This window comes from Pseudomonas helleri (assembly GCF_045830615.1).
Lineage (GTDB): Bacteria > Pseudomonadota > Gammaproteobacteria > Pseudomonadales > Pseudomonadaceae > Aquipseudomonas > Aquipseudomonas helleri.
Map to the genome: position 1 here is coordinate 2,957,519 of NZ_CP174501.1, position 18,083 is coordinate 2,975,601.

An 18,083-nucleotide genomic window follows, 5' to 3' on the forward strand; every position below is an offset into this window, starting at 1 on the left:
ACAACTTCGATGAATTTTTCCCAGTTCTTCATTCAACGGCCGATTTTCGCTGCCGTACTTTCGCTGTTGATTTTGATTGCGGGCGGCATTTCGCTGTTCCAGTTACCGATCAGCGAATACCCGGAGGTCGTACCGCCAACGGTGGTGGTGCGCGCCAACTTCCCGGGTGCCAACCCTAAAGTGATCGGTGAAACCGTGGCAGCGCCATTGGAGCAGGCCATCACCGGTGTTGAACACATGTTGTACATGTCTTCGCAATCCACCGCTGACGGCAAACTCACGCTGACCATTACCTTCGCCCTGGGCACTGACCTGGACAACGCGCAGGTGCAGGTGCAAAACCGCGTAACCCGCACCGAGCCCAAGTTGCCCGAGGAAGTGACGCGCATCGGTATTACGGTAGACAAAGCATCGCCCGACCTGACCATGGTGGTGCACTTGACCTCACCGGATCAGCGCTACGACATGCTCTACCTGTCCAACTACGTGATCCTCAACATCAAGGATGAGCTGGCCCGTCTGGGCGGTGTGGGTGACGTGCAGTTGTTCGGCATGGGCGATTACTCGTTGCGTGTGTGGCTTGATCCGAACAAAACCGCTTCGCGCAATTTGACCGCCACTGACGTGGTCAACGCCATTCGCGAACAGAATCGCCAGGTAGCAGCCGGTGCACTGGGCGCGCCCCCTGCCCCGAACGCCACCAGCTTCCAGCTGTCGGTGAACACCCAAGGCCGTCTGGTGACCGAGGAAGAGTTTGAGAACATCATCATTCGCGCAGGCGATGACGGTGAAATCACTCGTTTGAAGGACATTGCCCGGGTTGAATTGGGCTCAAGCCAGTACGCCTTGCGCTCCTTGCTCAATAACCAGCCCGCAGTCGCGATCCCAATTTTCCAGCGTCCTGGCTCGAACGCCATCGATATCTCGAACGAAGTTCGCGCGAAGATGGACGAGTTGAAGAAGAGCTTCCCGCAGGGCATGGACTACAGCATCGTGTATGACCCGACGATCTTCGTTCGTGGTTCTATCGAGGCGGTGATTCATACCCTGTTCGAAGCGCTGATTCTCGTGGTGCTGGTGGTGATCCTGTTCCTGCAGACCTGGCGCGCCTCGATCATTCCGTTGGCGGCGGTGCCGGTGTCGTTGATCGGTACCTTTGCGGTCATGCACATGTTCGGCTTCTCGCTAAACGCCCTGTCGCTGTTCGGTTTGGTACTGGCCATCGGTATCGTGGTCGACGATGCGATTGTGGTGGTGGAAAACGTCGAGCGAAACATCGAGCTTGGGCTCGAACCGGTAGAAGCCACCAAGCGCGCCATGCGCGAAGTGACCGGCCCGATCATCGCCACAGCGCTGGTACTGTGCGCCGTGTTTATTCCGGCTGCGTTCATCTCCGGGCTGACCGGGCAGTTCTATAAACAGTTCGCGCTGACCATTGCGATCTCGACGGTCATCTCGGCCTTCAACTCGCTGACCCTGTCGCCAGCACTGGCAGCAGTGTTGCTTAAAGGCCATCACGCGCCCAAAGACCGTTTCACGCGGGTTCTGGACAAGCTCTTCGGTGGCTGGTTGTTCCGCCCGTTCAACCGGTTCTTTGAACGTGCAAGCCACGGCTATGTCGGCACTGTCGCCCGGGTTATCCGCAGCAGCGGTATTGCCTTGCTGGTGTACGCAGGCCTGATGGTGCTGACCTTCTTTGGCTTCGCCCACACGCCGACCGGTTTCGTGCCGGGGCAAGACAAGCAGTACCTGGTGGCCTTCGCTCAACTGCCGGATGCGGCGAGCCTTGACCGTACCGAAGATGTGATCAAGCGTATGTCCGACTTTGCCCTCAAGGAACCGGGCGTTGCCAACTCCATCGCCTTCCCGGGTCTGTCGATCAACGGTTTCACCAATAGCCCCAACAGCGGCATCGTGTTCGTGGCGCTCAAGGACTTTGACCAGCGCAAAGACCCAAGCCAGTCGGCTGCGGCCATTGCGGCAACCCTGAACGCCAAGTTCGGTGGCATTGAAGAAGCCTACATTGCGATCTTCCCGCCGCCGCCTGTGCAAGGTCTGGGGACCATTGGCGGTTTCCGTCTGCAAGTCGAAGACCGTGGTGGTCTGGGCTATGAGGCGCTCTATAAAGAAGTACAGAACGTCATCGCCAAAAGCCACAACGTGCCAGAACTGGCCGGCCTGTTCACCAGCTACACCGTGAACGTGCCGCAAGTAGACGCCGCAATCGATCGTGATAAAGCCAAGACCCATGGCGTGGCCGTCAGCGACATCTTCGACACCCTGCAGGTGTATCTGGGTTCGTTGTATGCCAACGACTTCAACCGCTTCGGTCGTACCTATCAGGTCAACGTTCAGGCCGAGCAACAGTTCCGCCTCGAACCCGACCAGATCGGCCAGTTGAAAGTGCGCAACAACAAAGGCGAGATGATCCCGCTGGCGACCTTCATCAAGGTCAGCGACACCTCGGGGCCGGACCGCGTGATGCACTACAACGGCTTTATCACTGCCGAAATCAACGGTGCTGCGGCCCCGGGCTACAGCTCGGGCCAGGCTGAAGCAGCCATCGACAAACTGCTCAAGGAAGAACTTCCGAACGGCATGACGTACGAATGGACCGACTTGACCTACCAACAGATTCTGTCTGGCAACACCGCGCTGTTCGTCTTCCCGCTCTGCGTATTGCTGGCCTTCCTGGTACTGGCGGCTCAATACGAAAGCTGGAGCCTGCCGCTGGCGGTGATCCTGATCGTACCGATGACCTTGCTGTCGGCCATCACCGGGGTGATTGCCTCGGGGGGTGACAACAACATCTTTACCCAGATCGGCTTGATCGTACTGGTGGGACTGGCGTGTAAAAACGCGATTCTGATCGTCGAATTTGCCAAGGACAAACAAGCCGAAGGCCTCAGCCCGCTGGCTGCGGTGCTGGAAGCCTGCCGCCTGCGTCTGCGTCCGATCCTGATGACCTCCATCGCCTTCATCATGGGTGTTGTGCCGCTGGTGCTGTCCACGGGTGCAGGTGCTGAAATGCGCCATGCGATGGGTGTTGCAGTGTTCTCCGGGATGCTCGGTGTGACCTTCTTCGGCCTGCTGTTGACGCCTGTGTTCTATGTGTTGATCCGCAACTATGTTGAGCGCAGTGAAGCGCGCAAAGCGGCGCGGCACCTCAAGTTGGAGTCGCAACAATGAGCCTCAAAGTTTTCCTTCCCAGCCTTCTGGTGCTGGCCCTGAGTGCATGCGCCGTTGGCCCGGACTACAAAACCCCGGCCACCGAGCCTGCACAGATCAGCGCTGATAACCTCAAGGGCTTTGACCGGGCGCATTTTCAAGGGATCTGGTGGCAGCAGTTCGACGACCCGACCCTGAACAAACTGGTCGCTCAGTCGCTGGCAGGCAACCGTGAGTTGCGCGTGGCCTTTGCCCGTCTGCGGGCAGCCCGCGCCATTCGTGATGACGTCAGCACAGAAACCATGCCGACCATCACCAGCCGTGCCAGCAGCGATGTGGGCAAGGGGCAAGTGCCGGGCACTACTGAAAAGCGCGTCAACAGTGAGCGCTACGATTTGGGCCTGGACATGGCCTGGGAAGTCGACCTGTTTGGCCGTATCCAGCGCGAACTGGAGGCCAGCGATGCCGACGAACAGGCCGCAGCGGCAGACCTGTATCAGTTGCAAGTGACCATGATTGCCGAGTTGGTTGACGCTTACGGCGAACTGCGCGGCGCACAATTGCGTGAACATATCGCCCTGGAAAACCTGAAAAACCAGCAGGACTCCAAGGCCATCACTGTCAGCCTGCGTGATGCTGGCGTCGGCGATGAACTCGACGTGGTGCGCGCCGATGCCCGGCTTGCGGCGGTTGAGGCCAGCGTGCCGCAACTGCAGGCCGAGCAAGTGCGTGAGCGCAACCGTATCGCCACGCTGTTGGGTGAGCGCCCTGAAAACCTCAGCGTTGATCTGAGCCCGGCGCAACTGCCTGCCATCGCCAAGGCCTTGAACATCGGCAATCCCGGCGACTTGCTGCAACGTCGCCCGGACATTTTGAGCGCCGAACGCAAGCTGGCAGCTGCTACGGCCCGGATAGGCGTGGCCAAGGCGGATTTGTTCCCGCGTGTCAGCCTCAGCGGCTTCCTGGGCTTTACCGCCGGGCGTGGTTCGCAGATCGGTTCGGCGGCGGCCAATGCCTGGGCTTTGGGCCCGAGCATTACCTGGCCGGCATTTAACCTGGGCAGCGTGCGGGCACGTTTGCGTGGCGCCAACGCAGAGGCCGATGGCGCGCTGGCCAACTACGAGCAGCAAGTGTTGCTGGCCCTGGAAGAGTCTGAGAACGCGTTCAGTGACTACGGCAAACGTCAGCAGCGCTTGGTCTCGTTGATTCGTCAAAGCGAAGCCAGCCGTACCGCCGCCGACTTGGCAGCAATTCGCTACCGCGAAGGCACGGTGGATTTTCTGGTCTTGCTGGACGCCCAGCGTGAGCGCCTGGCGGCAGAAGACAGCCAGGCCCAGGCAGAAGTAGATCAGTTTCGCGGTGTAGTGGCGATCTACAAAGCCCTGGGCGGTGGCTGGCAAGCCGAGACCGTCGCTAGCGTGCAGTAAAGTAAAGAGCTCCTTTGGTTGGCCGCAACCAACCAATTTTTAGCCCCGCGCTCTTTCGGTCGCGGGGCTTTTTTTTGTTTGTGCATGTGCGCCTGACTGTAGTCGCTGACAAGGAACGAAGGCTGCGATTTGTCGCCCCTCAACATCAAGAGATCGCGAGACAAGCTCGCTTTCATCAAACATAAAATAAGTACTTGATTCTAAAGACTCTGTAGGAGAGAGCTTGTCTCGCGATCTGTTGATCTTGATCTAAGAGGCCCCTCACCCTAGCCCTCTCCCGAAGGAGAGGGAACCGATTGGGGGATGCTGAAGATACTCGCTGTCCTGTTTGCTGCGCGACAGCGCGGCTGTCGTAGACGGGGCGGCAACTCTTATCAAACATAAAATAAGTGATTGATTCTAAAGGTCTTGTAGGAGCGAGCTTGAACTGGCCTAATGCTCCCGGACACCTCTTAAGGGCGATATGATTCGCCCAATCAGGAGGTTCCATGCAAGAGCGAAAGACCTACACCCGCGAGTTCAAGCAACGTGCTGCAAGCATGGTTCTTGATGATAGCTGCTCAGTTCCTGACGTCTGTGCATCGATGGACGTTGGGCCTACCGCTCTGCGCCGCTGGATTGATCAGGTTCGCAAAGAGCGTCAGAAAGGGCAGCCAGTGGCAGGTACCAAGGCAATCAGCGACGAACAACGAGAGCTTCAACAGCTGCGAGCCAAGGTCAAGCGCCTGGAGACCGAGGCTGAAATCTTAAAAAAAGCTACGGCTCTCTTGATGTCGGATCCCGATCGTTTTTCCTGATCGAAGAGCTGAGAGAGTCGACCTCATATCCGACCCGCCTCCTTTGTAGTGCTTTGAGCGTTTCCCGCAGCGCGTTTTATGACTGGCTTAAGCGTCGTTCAGCGCCGAATACCAAGCGTGACGCGCTCAGAGCAAAAGTCGTGCAACTGCATGACGAAAGCCGGGGAAGTGCAGGCGCGCGGATGATCTCTCAGCACTTGAAGGCCCAGCAGATCAAAGTGGGGCGGCATCTGGCCGGAAAACTCATGGCGGAGGCAAATTTGGCCAGCAGACAGCGCCGTCGCCATCAGTATCGCTCTAGAGGCGTCGAAGCATTTGTGGCCAAGAACCTGCTCAAGCGTAACTTCGAGCCAACCGCAATCAATCAGGTCTGGTGCGGCGACGTTACCAGCCTGATGGTTGGTAAACGCTGGTATCACTTGGCAGCAGTCATTGATCTGTTCGCCCGCCGAATCGTTGGCTGGGCGTTCTCTCTGATCAATGACGCCAACCTGGTTAGCAGAGCGCTGAGAATGGCGGTGGAGGTTCGAGGTAAACATGCAGGCTTGATGTTTCATTCGGATCAAGGCTGCCAATACACCAGCCAGCTCTTTCAGTCCGCGCTGCTGGAGCATGGGATAACACAAAGCATGAGCCGCAGAGGGCAGTGCTGGGACAACGCGCCAACAGAGCGTTTCTTCGGGACACTCAAATCAGAGTGGGTGCCCAATAAGGGCTACACGACAGTTGAAGAAGCCAGGCAGGATATAACTAGCTTCTTCATGCGATACAACCGAATCAGGCTCCACAGCTACAACAACTACCTGTCGCCAATAGCCATGGAGCAAAAAGCGGCATAAACACCGTAATCGGTGTCCGGGATTACTTGACCAGTTCAGCTTGCTCGCGATCTTTTGATCTTGATCTAAGAGCCCCCCTCACCCTAGCCCTCTCCCTGTATGGACCGGGGACATAGCGAACACTTTGTTCGGAGACATAGCGAACAGTTAACGAAGCTTTTTCCCTGATATTACAACCCCGGTCACTCTGTCAATTTGCGCAATACGATGGCTTCCCCAGAAGACATCGTATTGCCCATCTTCAATACCCTCTTGTACACCTACACGCTCGCCTTTAAAGCCTTTACCGAGCCTCCAGGGCTGACCCTGCCAGTAGATCTCACCTTTAGCCTGCACCTTTCGCACATGAAGCTCAGCACCGTACTCGATGGCAGGTAGCACCTCCTGATACTCCCGTGCGCTGGGCGTATAGCGAGACGCTGGTACCTGCATGCCTATGCCACCGTGCGGGCGCTCGTAGTTGTAGATCTTGCGCCATTCATCCAGCGTGAACTGCGCGCTGGGCAGGTCAATCAGACACAAGCCCTTAAAAACCTCCCTGATCATGCTGCGATGCTGTCTTTCCAGCTTGCCCTGCGTTTGAGGGTGGTAGGGGCGTGAGTGGCTCACCCTTACGCCCTGACGCATGATCCAGATTTCCAGCCCTGTATACGCATCAGGCTCGTCGCCCCACGGCGCCCCGTTGTCCATCGTCATGCGCTCAGGTAGCCCGTAATGGCGAAACGCATTGATCAAATGGGCCTGTACGGTACTGCGCTGCTCGTTGCCACAGGCGGCGATAGTTAAAAAGAAACGCGAGTGGTCATCCAGAAGTGTCAATGGATGGCAGCGACCCGTACGCATGGGCACATGGCCTTTAAAGTCCATTTGCCACAGATCATTGGGCTGCTCGTGTTCAAATCTGATGAATGGTTTGACTAGACCTGCATGAGGGTCGATGCGCTCATTACGCTTGAGAATGGCATGAACCGTACTGGCTGCAGGCATGTTGTTGCCGCGCCGCTCAAGGCATCCCTTGATCTTGCGCGCCCCCCAGCCGGTGTGCTCGATATTAAGCGCCAGTATCTGCTTCTCAGACTCGTGAGCAGTTCGATTAGGCGAACTGTGGGGTCGACGGGACCGATTTATCAGCCCGTCTTTACCCTCACATTGGAAACGCTTGAGCCATTTATAAGCAGTGGTGCGGCCGATATTGAAGTGCTCGCACAATGCTTTGATGTTAGCGCCCTCAGCCAAAGCCAAGGCGACGAATTCGAGACGAAGATCCACTGCGGACACCTCTTTCCAGGACACATCACACCTCCTAAGGGGTCAATGTGTCCTATTAAAAGTGTTCGCGATGTCTCCGAACATTGTGTTCGCTATGTCCCCGGTCCATACACTCCCGAAGGAGAGGGAACCTATTGGGGGATGCTGAAGATTCTCGGTAGCCTGTTTGCTGCGCGACAGCGCGGAGTCGTAGACGGGGCGGCCCCTCCTACAGAGGGGATTTGGGCCGTGTTTGTGGATCCCGGTTTGACTCAGGCCCTCTACTGTCCCAATCTTGCACTTCATACGCACGACTGTTACTGGATTTTGCATGTCTCAGCCTCGCCGTTACCTGATTGTAAGCCTTCTGTCTGCTCTGATCGCAGTGGGCCTTTGGTATTGGATGCGCCCTGCTCCGGGCACCGCGCCGTCAAACACGGTCAATCACAGCTATTCGTCCGCCCTGGAACAAGCCCATAACGGGCAGCCGGGGGCCGCCAGGGTGCTGTATCAGCAACTGGCACGCACTGATCTTTCCGATATTCGCCGCGCCAGCCTGCATGCCGAGCTGCCTAACTATCCGAGCCCGCAAGCACTGAAGCTGGCCGATGCCGACTTGCAAAACCCGTCACCGCTGGTGCGCAAGGCGGCGATACAAAGTATTTCGGGACTGGTGCCCAATGCTCAGCGCACGCTGCTGCTTGGCCCGCTGCTGGATGATCCCGAGCAAAGCGTTCGCTTTGCCGCCGCCAGCGCGCTGCTGGGCTTGTCTCCTGATGAGCAAGGTCTGTATTTCGGCCCGCTGCAGCAAGTCATCGACGAGTACGAGCGTACGCTCAAGACACAACCCGACGACCCGCAGGCCCAAGGCCAGCTCGCACGTTTGTATTTGCATGAAGGGCAACTGGACGAGGCGCAGGCAGCACTGGAGAAATTCCTGGCGCTGGATCCGGAGAATCTCAAGGCTGTGGTGGCGCAGATTGATCTGCTGGATAAACGCGGCAAAACCGATCAGGCCCGTGAACTGCTGGCCAATCAGCTTAAAGCCCACCCCGACTCCGCGTACCTGCAACACGCGCTGGGGATTTGGTTGCTCAATCACGGGCAAACCGAATACGCGTTGTTGGGTCTGGCCAAAGCCGTTGAACTGGAGCCAGACAACAGCGAGTACCGCTATAAGCTCGCTATTGCCTTGCATGAGCTGGAGCAACTGGAACCGGCGCAGCGTCAGTTGGAAGAGTTGTTGCAACGCCAGCCCGCCAATCGCAAGGCGCGTCTGTTGTTGATTCGCTACTGGAAAGAGGCCGGTCAACTACAGAATGTACAGGTGCTGCTGGCGCAACTGGAGCAACTAAACCCTGACGATCCAGCGCTGCAACAAGGGTTGTAGGTGCGCTGCGCGCAAGCTGCAAGCAATTAGGCGAGCAGTTTCTGGATTTGTGCTTGCAAGGTGTCGAGGTCGAAGGGTTTGGCCAAAATCGGGGCTGTGAGGGTGATCGGGCTGCCGGTGTCACGGATTTCTGCCGGATAACCGCTGATAAAAATCACCTTCAGGTCCGGGCGCAGCTTCACTGCAGGCTCGGCAATCTGCACGCCTGATATCCCGCCCGGCAAACGGAAGTCCGTGACCATAAGGTCCAGGTGCGGTTTAGTGGCTAAAATCGCAAACGCCTGCTCGCCGTTTTCGGCCTGCAATACCCGGTAGCCTTCGCCTGACAGGTAAGCACTGAGGATCATCAGGATCGATGGATCGTCCTCGACAATCAAAACAACATCTTGCGCATCTTCACTCATGGGAAACCTTAATCCGAACTTTGCTGCCATTACGACCGCAGCCATGGCCATAGGTTGCGGCCAATTTATGTCTTTTGTACCAGCGGCAGGCAGACTTTGAACAAAGCGCCCTCACCTAACTCACTGCGTACTTCTATTTTGCCACTATGGGCCGCGACAATCTGTTCCGAAATAAATAAGCCCAACCCCAGGCCCGAAACAACATGGCTGCCAGATACCCGTTCAAACTGCTGGAAAATCCGCTGCTGATTCTCCTGGCTAATGCCAATACCCTGATCACGTACTTGCACCACGGCATACCCCTCTTCGCTGTACACCGCCACATCAATTGGCTTCTGTGCACCATAACGCAGGGCGTTGGTGAGCAAGTTGGAAATCACCTGCTCGATTCTGAATTCATCCCACTGCCCCACCACCGGCTGCGCCGCACTGAAGCTGATGCTCGCTTGCGCTGCACTGATCTGGGGCGAAAACACCTCAAGCAAATTGGCAACCAACTGCGACAGATCAAATTCCGACGGCCTGATTGACAGCTTGCCCGTGCGAATCCGTGATACGTCCAGCATGTCTTCAATCAGCCGAATCAGGCTTTGGATCTGCCGCTCGTCGCGGTCAACCATGGCCTCCAGCTTGTCCTTGGTGAACGCTGCCGTGTTGTCCCGCGCCAGATGCATCTTGCGCAGCTGGGTTTCGAGGATCAGCCCGTTCAAAGGCGTGCGGACCTCATGGGAGACAATCGACATAAAGTCGTCACGCATGCGCACCGCATGCTCCAGTTCAACCTGTGTCTGTTGCAATTGCGCGAGCAGCACTTCTTGCTCGCGGCGGCTTCGCTCCAGCGCTTCGACCTGTCGTTGCACCGCTTTGCTTTGCCGGTACAGGTCGACAAATACGTTGACCTTGCTTTTAACCGCGTGAATGTCCAAAGGCTTATGCAAGAAATCGACCGCCCCGCTCTCATACCCTTTGAACGCGTAGTTCATCTCCCGACCGGCGGCACTGACAAACACTATCGGAATATTTTTGGTGCGATCGGTCCCGCGCATCATCTCGGCCAATTCGAAGCCGTTCATGCCCGGCATCTGCACGTCCAGAATCGCCATTGCAAACTCATGTTGCAGCAACAACGAAAGCGCCTCGTCCGCAGACAAGGCTTTATAGACGATTCGGTCATCGCGTTTGATCAAGGCTTCCAGCGCCAACAGATTCTCTGGCAAATCGTCGACGATCAGCAGCTTGGCTTGAATATCACTTAGTGGCATTCGATTCGTTCCAGCTCAACAAGCAAACGGGCAATACCCTTCAAACTCAGGATGCGGTCCGGTTGGCAACGCTCCAGCGCCGCAAGCGGCATGGTGGGTACCCAGGCTTCTTCAGGGTCCTGGACGACCGTCAGGCCGCCCAGCTGTTTGACCGTGGCCAACCCCTGCGCACCATCCTGATTGGCGCCCGTGAGTAATATCGCAGCCAGGGTGTCTTGGTACACATCGGCTGCGGATTCAAAAAGGTAATCAATCGAGGGGCGTGAATAATGCACCCGCTCCTCTCGACTCAATGAAAAACTGTGATCGTGCTCCACCGACACGTGGTAACCCGGCGCCGCGAAATACAACGTGCCCGACGCAATCGGCTCTTTGTCCTCTACTTCCTTGACCGGTATCTCCAAACGTCGGTCAAACACAGCAGCCAACTGGCTGCGACGTTCGTCGGGCATGTGCAAGACGACGATGATCGGTAGCCTGAAACCGGGCTTCAAATCAGCAAAAATCGCCAGCAACGCCTCGACGCCCCCCGCAGAAGCCCCAACAACAATGGCCTGAACAGGGCGCAGTCCGGTGATTGCGATGTCTTGGACTGTCATAGCTTGCGATAGATCCGTTCTTGCTTGAGCAAAGGCGAAAATTGTTTGCTGTAATCGGAAAAATCCAGGGTTTCTTTGCTACCCAGCATCAAGAAGCCCCGATGACAGAGCGACTCCGCGAACAAACCAAACGCCCTGTTTTGTAGATTTTTATTGAAATAAATCAATACGTTACGACACGAAATTAAATTAGTTTCTGAGAATACACTGTCTGTCGCCAGACTGTGATCAGCAAAGGTCACGTTTTCACGCAGGCTTTTGTCAAAAATCGCGTAGTCATAAGCCGCCGTGTAGTAATCGGCAAATGAGCGCTGCCCCCCGGCCTTTTGGTAGTTGTGGGTGTAGGCACGAACGTTTTCCAGCGAAAAGATCCCTTGCTTGGCTTTTTCAAGCGAGCGCGGGTTGATGTCAGTGGCATAAATGATGGTGCGATCGAGTAGCCCTTCCTCACGCAGCAAGATCGCCATCGAGTACACCTCTTCGCCGGTACTGCACCCTGCGATCCAGATTTTCAGCGACGGATAGGTCTTGAGAATCGGCACAACTTCCTGGCGAATGGCCAGGAAGTGCTCGGGGTCACGAAACATCTCACTCACCGGAATCGTCAGCAGTTGCAGCAACTGCATGAACACGGCCGGGTCATGCAGCACCCGCTCCTGCAAGGCCGAGATGGTTTTGCAGTCGAACTGGCGCACTGCATGCAGCACCCGGCGCTTGATCGATGCGCCGGAGTAGTCTCGAAAGTCATAGCTGTACTTGAGGTAGATCGCCTCAATCAGCAGCCGTATCTCGATGTCGGTGTTTCGTAGCACTTAGAGTCGTTCCATTTTCGGTAGCCATACCCGGATCAACGAAAACAGTCGATCCAGATCAATCGGTTTAGCCAGGTAATCGTTGGAACCCGCTTGCAGGCAGCGCTCCTGATCGTCCTTCATCGCCTTGGCCGTGACTGCAATGATCGGCAGCTTGCGCCAGCGCGGGTTCTTGCGAATTTCAATGGTGGCCTCATAGCCATCCATCTCCGGCATCATCACGTCCATCAGCACCAGGTCGATGTCGTCGACCTCATTCAAACGCTCGATCGCCTCGCGGCCATTACGCCCGATAACGACGATTGCGCCCTTGTGCTCCAGCGCGCTGGTGAGGGCGAAAATGTTCCGCACGTCGTCATCAACCAACAGAATCTTGCGCCCTTCGAACACTTTGTCGCGACTGCGTGCCGTCTTGAGCATCGTTTGACGCTCATGGGACAACTGAGATTCAACTTTGTGCAGAAATAATGTCACTTCGTCCAGCAAACGCTCAGGCGAACGGGCGCCCTTGATGATGATCGAACGTGAGTATTTGCGCAGTTCGGCCTCTTCGTCGCGGGTCAGGTTGCGCCCGGTATAGACAATGACGGGCGGGAACGAGCAGATGTCTTCGGTAGACATACGCTTGAGCAGGTCGTTGCCCAGCATGTCCGGGAGCTTGAGGTCGATGATCATGCAGTCGTAGATGTTACTGCGCAGCAGATCAAGCGCCTCTTGAGCAAAACCCACGGCGGTGATTTCAATGTCATCGTCGCCGATCAGGCGGGAAATACTGTCGCGTTGCAGGTCATCGTCTTCGACCAGCAATATTCGTTTGACCTTCTGCGTGAGCTTTGCTTCAAGGCGGGCGAAGACATCTTTGAGTTCCTCGCGGGTGGTCGGTTTGACCGCGTAGCCAACGGCGCCCATGTGCATCGCAGCTTCAACCCGGTCTTCGACAGAAATCACGTGCACCGGGATATGCCGGGTGGCGGCCAGGGCTTTCAAGCGCTGCAGTACGGTCAACCCGGAGTGATCGGGCAAGCGCATGTCGAGCAGAATGGCGTCGGGAATAAACTGCGCCGCCAGGCTGAAGCCTTCGTCAGCACCGTGGGCGACCAGGCAGCGATAGCCGAGTTCGTGGGCCAGATCGTAGAGGATGTGCGCAAAGTTCGGCTCATCTTCAATCACCAGAATGCAGCGCGTACTGAATGGCGCTTGTTCGCGGTCGTCCATGAAGCGCGGGATATTCAGCGGCACATCCGGCGCCTGTACCGGCAACGCCTTGGCAGGCAATGTCTGTGGCACGCGCGGGGCATTGACTGGAGCCTCTACGGGCAGTTGGGCGTCTTCGACGAACTGTACGGGCATGATCAAGGTGAAGACGCTGCCCTGCCCCGGCTCGCTGCTGACACTGATAGAACCGCCAAGCAAGGTCGCCAGATCCCGCGAGATCGACAAGCCGAGGCCGGTGCCACCATATCGGCGGTTGGTGGTGCCATCTGCCTGACGGAACGCTTCAAAAATGCTCTCTTGCTGCTCGGCCGCAATGCCGATGCCGGAGTCTTCGACGGCAAAGGCAATGGCATTGCCCGAATGACGCGACACCGTCAGGCTGACCCGGCCTTTTTCGGTGAACTTGACCGCGTTGGACAGCAGGTTCTTGAGAATTTGCTCCAGGCGCTGGCTGTCGGTGTAGATCAACGCGGGGGTGCCAGGCTGCAAGTCGACGCGCAACTCCAGCGACTTGTCACTGGCCAACGGCTGGAACACCCCGCGTATGCCATCGAGCATCCGTGCCACGCTGGTGTTTTCGGGGCGCACCTCAAGCTTGCCGGCCTCGACCTTGGATATATCCAGAATGTCGTTGATCAGGTTGAGCAAATCGTTGCCTGCCGAGTAGATCGATTCGGCAAATTTGACTTGTTCACCCGTGAGGTTCTGCTGCGGGTTCTCCGACAACAGTTTGGCCAGAATCAGCGAGCTGTTAAGCGGTGTGCGCAGCTCGTGGGACATGTTGGCGAGGAATTCCGACTTGTACTTGCTTGAACGCATCAGCTCATCGGCACGCTCTTCGAGCTGCTCCTGAGCCTGGTTCAGCTCGGTATTCTTGCGGTCCATGGCATCACGCTGCTCTGCCAGGGCCTCGTTGGTCTGTTCGAGCTCTGCTTGCTGCGCCTCAAGGCTGGTCTGCGACTCTTTAAGAATGCGCGACTGCTCTTCCAGCTCTTCGTTGGCGGTCTTGAGTTCTTCTTGCTGCACTTGCAACTCTTCATTGAGCTGCTGGGTCTCTGCCAGCACCTCTTGAAGGCGCTGGCGGTAACGCGCGGCCTCAATCGAGGTGCCGATGTTGTCTGCGATCAAGTCGAACAGCTCGATGTCACGGTCTTCCAACGGGCGAAGAAAGCCCAGCTCAATCACCCCGTTTACCCGGTCATCGTCGCTGGTCGGCACCACTAGCACACTGCGAGGCGCGCCCTCACCCAGCCCGGAGCTGACTTTGAAGCAGTAGTCCGACGGCACATCGTCCAGACGGATCAACTGATCCTGGAACGCGGCTTGCCCGACAATCCCTTCGTCATTGTGAATCACCTCGTTGCGCGCTTCTTGCTCACGAGAGAATCCGTAGCTGGCGATGCGGCGCAAGCCACCGTGATCTTCACGCACATACACCGCGGCAACCACCGTGCCGAGGTACTGCGCGCAGAACTGCAGGATATTGCGGCCCAGCATGTTCAGCGTGAGGCGGCCAAGCACTTGCTCGGCAAGTTCGGTCTGCCCGTTACGCAGCCAGGCTTGACGCTCAAGGCGCTCTGCGGCCTTAACCTGAAGCTCGAAGTTATTTTGATAACTCTTTGAAAGATTGAGTAAATCTCTACGGCCGACATACGCCAAAAAGCCGCTCAGGCCCAGCACAAAGAGCAAATAAAGCCTGACGCAGACGAAGGTAGTCGTACTGGCTTCGTTGTTGCGGGCTACCCGCAACTGTTGCTCCAGCTGGATGAAGTCGTCGTACTCCTGACGGATCTGGTCGGTCAGGCTTTTGCCTCTGCCAGACTGCACCGCTGCACGGTAATCACCGTTCTGGCGGCGCAAATCCACCATGGACTGGGCATAAGAAGCCCATTCGTTCTGCAGCGCCGCAATGCGTTTGAGGCGATCAACCTGCTGCGGGTTATCACTGACCAGTTCTTGCAAACCCTGGATCTGCGCAAGAATTTGCGGTTTGGCGACCGCGTAAGGGTCAAGAAAATGCTCATCGCCGGTAATCAGAAACCCGCGCATGCCGGTTTCCAGATCAACTGTCAGCCTGATCGCTTCATTGGTGTTGCTGATGACACGGTCGCTGTGCTCGACCCATTTAAGGACTGACAGCAAATAGCTGATCATCACCACGAACAGCACTGCACTCATCACACCGACTGCCAAAGGCAAACCAACGTTACGACTCAGCAGTTTGCGAAAACTTCGCTCGTCAATGGATGCAGGTGAATTCATTTTTCTGGCCTGTGGACGTAAAAATTAGTGAGAGTCTGAAGGAATACCGCGAAATAGTTCAGTTTTCTTGCACCTTAGTAGGATTTTTCTTACAAAAAACCGTACTTTGCTGGTGCTCAAGGCTATTCTTACCGGCCAGATGCCAGTGTGAAGGGTCCTGGATTTAAATTTTTATCGAGATCATAAATATGTCTGCAACGCCCTCCACCATTCTTGTAGTCGAAGACGACGCCATTGTTCGTATGCTGATCGTTGACGTGCTTGAAGAGTTGGAGTTCAACGTGCTTGAAGCTGAAGGCAGTGAGCGCGCAATGGCGTTTCTTGAAGACAAAGGCCAGCGTATCGACTTGATGATGACCGATGTCGGGCTACCGGGTATGGACGGTCATACACTGGCTTGCAAAGCCCGTGAACTGTATCAGCAACTGCCCATTCTGTTTGCCAGCGGCTACGCCGAGACCCTCACTGTGCCTGAGGGCATGGCCGTCATTGGCAAGCCCTTCTCTATTGATCAGTTGCGCGTCAAGGTAAAGAGCATGTTGGTCCAGACGCAAAGTTGACAGGCTAAACGCACCTCAACAACACTGCGCACCTCGTTTTGGCTCTGGAACAGTGATGCCGCCTGCCACACACACCGCTTGCGCGATTATTGGCCTGGGATGCCGCCAGGGGTGCACTTGCGAGGATTTATTGGCATTGGTTGAGCAATCTCTCGACAAGACCGGGCTCACATTAAGCGCTGTTCAGGGCATTGCCAGCATCGACCTCAAGCGAGAAGAACCGGGTCTTATCGAACTCTGCAGGCGGCTGAACCTGCCTTTTAATGTGTTCAGCGCCGATCAGCTTGCCCCCTATGCCTCACAGCTCAGTCAGCGCTCCAAGGTTGCTTTCGAGCAAACCGGGTGCTGGGGTGTGGCCGAAAGTGCCGCATTGGCACTGGCCGAACAGCTGGGTGGCGCAGGCGCAACACTGCTTGTGACACGCCAGGCGTCCTCAGTGGCAACCTTTGCATTGGCCTGCACAGGGCAAATAACGCGATAATCCCCCGCCTCACTATGAGCGTTCTTCACGAGCGGCTCTAATTCGACCTTTTCAGAGACTGCCATGACTGTTTACTTCATCGGTGCCGGGCCCGGCGACCCAGAGCTGATTACCGTCAAAGGCCAGCGTTTGATCCGTACCTGCCCGGTGATTATTTATGCCGGCTCGCTGGTGCCCACGGCCGTACTGGACGGCAATCGCGCTGAGCAGATTATCAACAGCGCTGAACTGCACCTTGAGCAAATCATCGAGCTGATAAAAGGCGCCGACGCCAAAGGTCAAGACGTGGCCCGCGTGCACTCGGGTGATCCAAGCCTGTATGGCGCCATTGGCGAGCAAATTCGCTGCCTGCGTGAGCTGGGCATCGCCTTTGAAATCATTCCGGGCGTGACCGCCACCGCAGCGTGCGCCGCCATTCTGGGCGCCGAGCTGACGCTGCCGGACATTTCGCAAACAGTGATCCTGACCCGTTACGCGGAAAAAACCGTAATGCCGCCCGGTGAAGAGCTGTCCAGCCTGGCGCAGCACGGCGCGACCATGGCGATTCACTTAGGGGTTAAAAACCTTGAAAGCATCGTTCGCGAACTGCAGCCGCATTACGGCAGCGACTGCCCGATAGCAGTGATTCACCGCGCCAGTTGGCCGGATCAGGATTGGGTACAAGGCACCCTTGAAGATATTCAGGCCAAAGTACAGGCCAAGGGATTCAGACGCACCGCGTTGATTTTGGTCGGCCGGGTACTGGCCAGTGACAGCTTTGCCGAGTCCTCGCTATACCGGGCCGGGCATGCACATTTGTATCGACCTGAAGGTTAATTGCGCAACTCCCGGACGTAGCCTCGCCAAGCTCGACAACTGCTACGGGTTTTGTAACGCCACACAACTGTAGGAGCGAGCTTGCCTCGCGATCTTTTAAGATCAAATGATCGCGAGGCAAGCTCGCTCCTACAAAGATGAGGCATAAAAAAACGGTGCTCACGGGGCACCGTTTTTTTATTCACGTCGCAGCGAACACCCTGTTACTGATCACTCAGTAGTAGGCGTTTTCTTTCTGCGAGTGATCGGTCACGTCACGCACACCCTTAAGCTCGGGCACGCGTTCAAGCAAGGTGCGCTCAATGCCTTCGCGCAGGGTTACGTCTGCCTGACCGCAGCCCTGGCAGCCGCCACCGAACTTGAGCACGGCAATCCCGTCTTCAACCACTTCGATCAGGCTGACCTGACCACCGTGGCTCGCCAAACCGGGGTTGATCTCAGTTTGCAGGTAGTAGTTGATACGCTCGTTGATCGGGCTATCAGCGTTAACCATTGGCACTTTGGCGTTCGGCGCCTTGATGGTCAGTTGGCCACCCATGCGGTCTGTGGCGTAGTCCACCACCGCATCGTCGAGGAACGCTTCGCTGAACGAATCGATCCAGGCCGTGAAACTCTTCAGGCCAATGGCAGTATCTTCAGGCTTCACTTCATTGGGCTTGCAGTAGGCTATGCAAGTTTCAGCGTACTGGGTGCCCGGCTGGGTGATAAAGACGCGGATGCCGATACCCGGGGTGTTCTGCTTGGACAGCAGATCAGCCAGGTAATCGTGGGCGGCGTCGGTAATCGTTATGGCGCTCATGGAA

15 protein-coding genes are annotated in these 18,083 nt (G+C 56.6%); 8 read left to right on the plus strand and 7 right to left on the minus strand.

Translation table 11 applies throughout. From position 1 onward, the window contains the following. The first annotated feature begins 9 nt into the window (after positions 1-9). From ACJJU9_RS13135 to ACJJU9_RS13150, 4 genes are all read left to right on the plus strand, one after another. Complete coding sequence (locus ACJJU9_RS13135; protein ID WP_407728678.1) at positions 10-3,189, plus strand: efflux RND transporter permease subunit; 3,180 nt, start codon at positions 10-12, stop codon at positions 3,187-3,189. Next, on the plus strand, positions 3,186-4,595 hold the full coding sequence (locus tag ACJJU9_RS13140) for an efflux transporter outer membrane subunit (RefSeq protein WP_048373352.1): 1,410 nt from the start codon (positions 3,186-3,188) through the stop codon (positions 4,593-4,595). Before ACJJU9_RS13135 ends, ACJJU9_RS13140 begins: the two co-directional genes overlap by 4 nt. Positions 4,596-5,083: 488 nt before the next feature. Continuing rightward, complete coding sequence (locus tag ACJJU9_RS13145) at positions 5,084-5,392, plus strand: transposase (RefSeq protein ID WP_076965378.1); 309 nt, start codon at positions 5,084-5,086, stop codon at positions 5,390-5,392. A gap of 8 nt (positions 5,393-5,400) precedes the next feature. Further along, positions 5,401-6,231, plus strand: coding sequence for an IS3 family transposase (locus tag ACJJU9_RS13150; protein ID WP_407730991.1), 831 nt, complete (start codon positions 5,401-5,403; stop codon positions 6,229-6,231). Positions 6,232-6,378: 147 nt separating this feature from the next. On the opposite strand, the gene ACJJU9_RS13155 is transcribed toward ACJJU9_RS13150, so the two are convergent. Further along, positions 6,379-7,524, minus strand: a complete 1,146-nt coding sequence (locus ACJJU9_RS13155) for an IS481 family transposase (RefSeq protein WP_407728679.1) — start codon at positions 7,522-7,524, stop codon at positions 6,379-6,381. Positions 7,525-7,810: 286 nt separating this feature from the next. Between ACJJU9_RS13155 and ACJJU9_RS13160 the strand changes: the two genes are divergently transcribed. Then, complete coding sequence (locus ACJJU9_RS13160) at positions 7,811-8,869, plus strand: tetratricopeptide repeat protein (protein ID WP_407728680.1); 1,059 nt, start codon at positions 7,811-7,813, stop codon at positions 8,867-8,869. Between the two features lie 26 nt (positions 8,870-8,895). Here the strand turns inward: ACJJU9_RS13160 and ACJJU9_RS13165 are convergent, their stop codons facing one another. The 5 genes from ACJJU9_RS13165 to ACJJU9_RS13185 form a co-directional block, all read right to left on the minus strand. After that, positions 8,896-9,273, minus strand: coding sequence for a response regulator (locus ACJJU9_RS13165; RefSeq protein WP_048373356.1), 378 nt, complete (start codon positions 9,271-9,273; stop codon positions 8,896-8,898). Positions 9,274-9,338: 65 nt separating this feature from the next. Further along, positions 9,339-10,535 (minus strand): hybrid sensor histidine kinase/response regulator, encoded by a 1,197-nt coding sequence (locus tag ACJJU9_RS13170; protein ID WP_353231341.1) that lies wholly within the window; start codon positions 10,533-10,535, stop codon positions 9,339-9,341. Beyond that, a complete protein-coding gene (locus ACJJU9_RS13175) occupies positions 10,526-11,134 on the minus strand; it encodes a chemotaxis protein CheB (protein WP_048373359.1) in 609 nt (202 codons plus the stop codon). Before ACJJU9_RS13175 ends, ACJJU9_RS13170 begins: the two co-directional genes overlap by 10 nt. Then, positions 11,131-11,946 (minus strand): protein-glutamate O-methyltransferase CheR, encoded by an 816-nt coding sequence (locus ACJJU9_RS13180; RefSeq protein WP_048389860.1) that lies wholly within the window; start codon positions 11,944-11,946, stop codon positions 11,131-11,133. Before ACJJU9_RS13180 ends, ACJJU9_RS13175 begins: the two co-directional genes overlap by 4 nt. Further along, on the minus strand, positions 11,947-15,423 hold the full coding sequence (locus ACJJU9_RS13185) for a response regulator (protein ID WP_407728681.1): 3,477 nt from the start codon (positions 15,421-15,423) through the stop codon (positions 11,947-11,949). It abuts the gene before it with no gap. A 188-nt stretch (positions 15,424-15,611) separates the two neighbouring features. On the opposite strand from ACJJU9_RS13185, the gene ACJJU9_RS13190 reads away from it, so the two are divergent. From ACJJU9_RS13190 to cobM, 3 genes are all read left to right on the plus strand, one after another. After that, the gene (locus ACJJU9_RS13190) at positions 15,612-15,983 is read left to right on the plus strand and encodes a response regulator (protein ID WP_407728682.1); all 372 of its coding nucleotides are present in this window, start codon (positions 15,612-15,614) and stop codon (positions 15,981-15,983) included. A gap of 55 nt (positions 15,984-16,038) precedes the next feature. Further along, positions 16,039-16,464, plus strand: a complete 426-nt coding sequence (locus ACJJU9_RS13195; RefSeq protein WP_407728683.1) for a cobalamin biosynthesis protein — start codon at positions 16,039-16,041, stop codon at positions 16,462-16,464. Positions 16,465-16,527: 63 nt separating this feature from the next. Continuing rightward, positions 16,528-17,280, plus strand: coding sequence for a precorrin-4 C(11)-methyltransferase (gene cobM, locus ACJJU9_RS13200; protein WP_407728684.1), 753 nt, complete (start codon positions 16,528-16,530; stop codon positions 17,278-17,280). 214 nt (positions 17,281-17,494) lie between these two features. Here cobM and nfuA read toward each other — a convergent pair whose 3' ends face one another. Beyond that, positions 17,495-18,079 carry a Fe-S biogenesis protein NfuA gene (gene nfuA, locus ACJJU9_RS13205; RefSeq protein ID WP_153433541.1) on the minus strand — a complete coding sequence of 195 codons (585 nt, stop codon included), beginning with the start codon at positions 18,077-18,079 and terminating at the stop codon, positions 17,495-17,497. Positions 18,080-18,083 lie beyond the last annotated feature (4 nt).

What these genes read in the sequence shown, in the direction of transcription:
- ACJJU9_RS13135 (WP_407728678.1), top strand. Translation starts at nt 10, where the DNA reads ATGAATTTTTCCCAGTTCTTCATTCAACGGCCGATTTTCGCTGCCGTA.
- ACJJU9_RS13140 (WP_048373352.1), top strand. Translation starts at nt 3,186, where the DNA reads ATGAGCCTCAAAGTTTTCCTTCCCAGCCTTCTGGTGCTGGCCCTGAGT.
- ACJJU9_RS13145 (WP_076965378.1), top strand. Translation starts at nt 5,084, where the DNA reads ATGCAAGAGCGAAAGACCTACACCCGCGAGTTCAAGCAACGTGCTGCA.
- ACJJU9_RS13160 (WP_407728680.1), top strand. Translation starts at nt 7,811, where the DNA reads ATGTCTCAGCCTCGCCGTTACCTGATTGTAAGCCTTCTGTCTGCTCTG.
- ACJJU9_RS13165 (WP_048373356.1), bottom strand. Translation starts at nt 9,273, where the DNA reads ATGAGTGAAGATGCGCAAGATGTTGTTTTGATTGTCGAGGACGATCCA.
- ACJJU9_RS13170 (WP_353231341.1), bottom strand. Translation starts at nt 10,535, where the DNA reads ATGCCACTAAGTGATATTCAAGCCAAGCTGCTGATCGTCGACGATTTG.
- ACJJU9_RS13175 (WP_048373359.1), bottom strand. Translation starts at nt 11,134, where the DNA reads ATGACAGTCCAAGACATCGCAATCACCGGACTGCGCCCTGTTCAGGCC.
- ACJJU9_RS13185 (WP_407728681.1), bottom strand. Translation starts at nt 15,423, where the DNA reads ATGAATTCACCTGCATCCATTGACGAGCGAAGTTTTCGCAAACTGCTG.
- ACJJU9_RS13190 (WP_407728682.1), top strand. Translation starts at nt 15,612, where the DNA reads ATGTCTGCAACGCCCTCCACCATTCTTGTAGTCGAAGACGACGCCATT.
- ACJJU9_RS13195 (WP_407728683.1), top strand. Translation starts at nt 16,039, where the DNA reads ATGCCGCCTGCCACACACACCGCTTGCGCGATTATTGGCCTGGGATGC.
- cobM (WP_407728684.1), top strand. Translation starts at nt 16,528, where the DNA reads ATGACTGTTTACTTCATCGGTGCCGGGCCCGGCGACCCAGAGCTGATT.
- nfuA (WP_153433541.1), bottom strand. Translation starts at nt 18,079, where the DNA reads ATGAGCGCCATAACGATTACCGACGCCGCCCACGATTACCTGGCTGAT.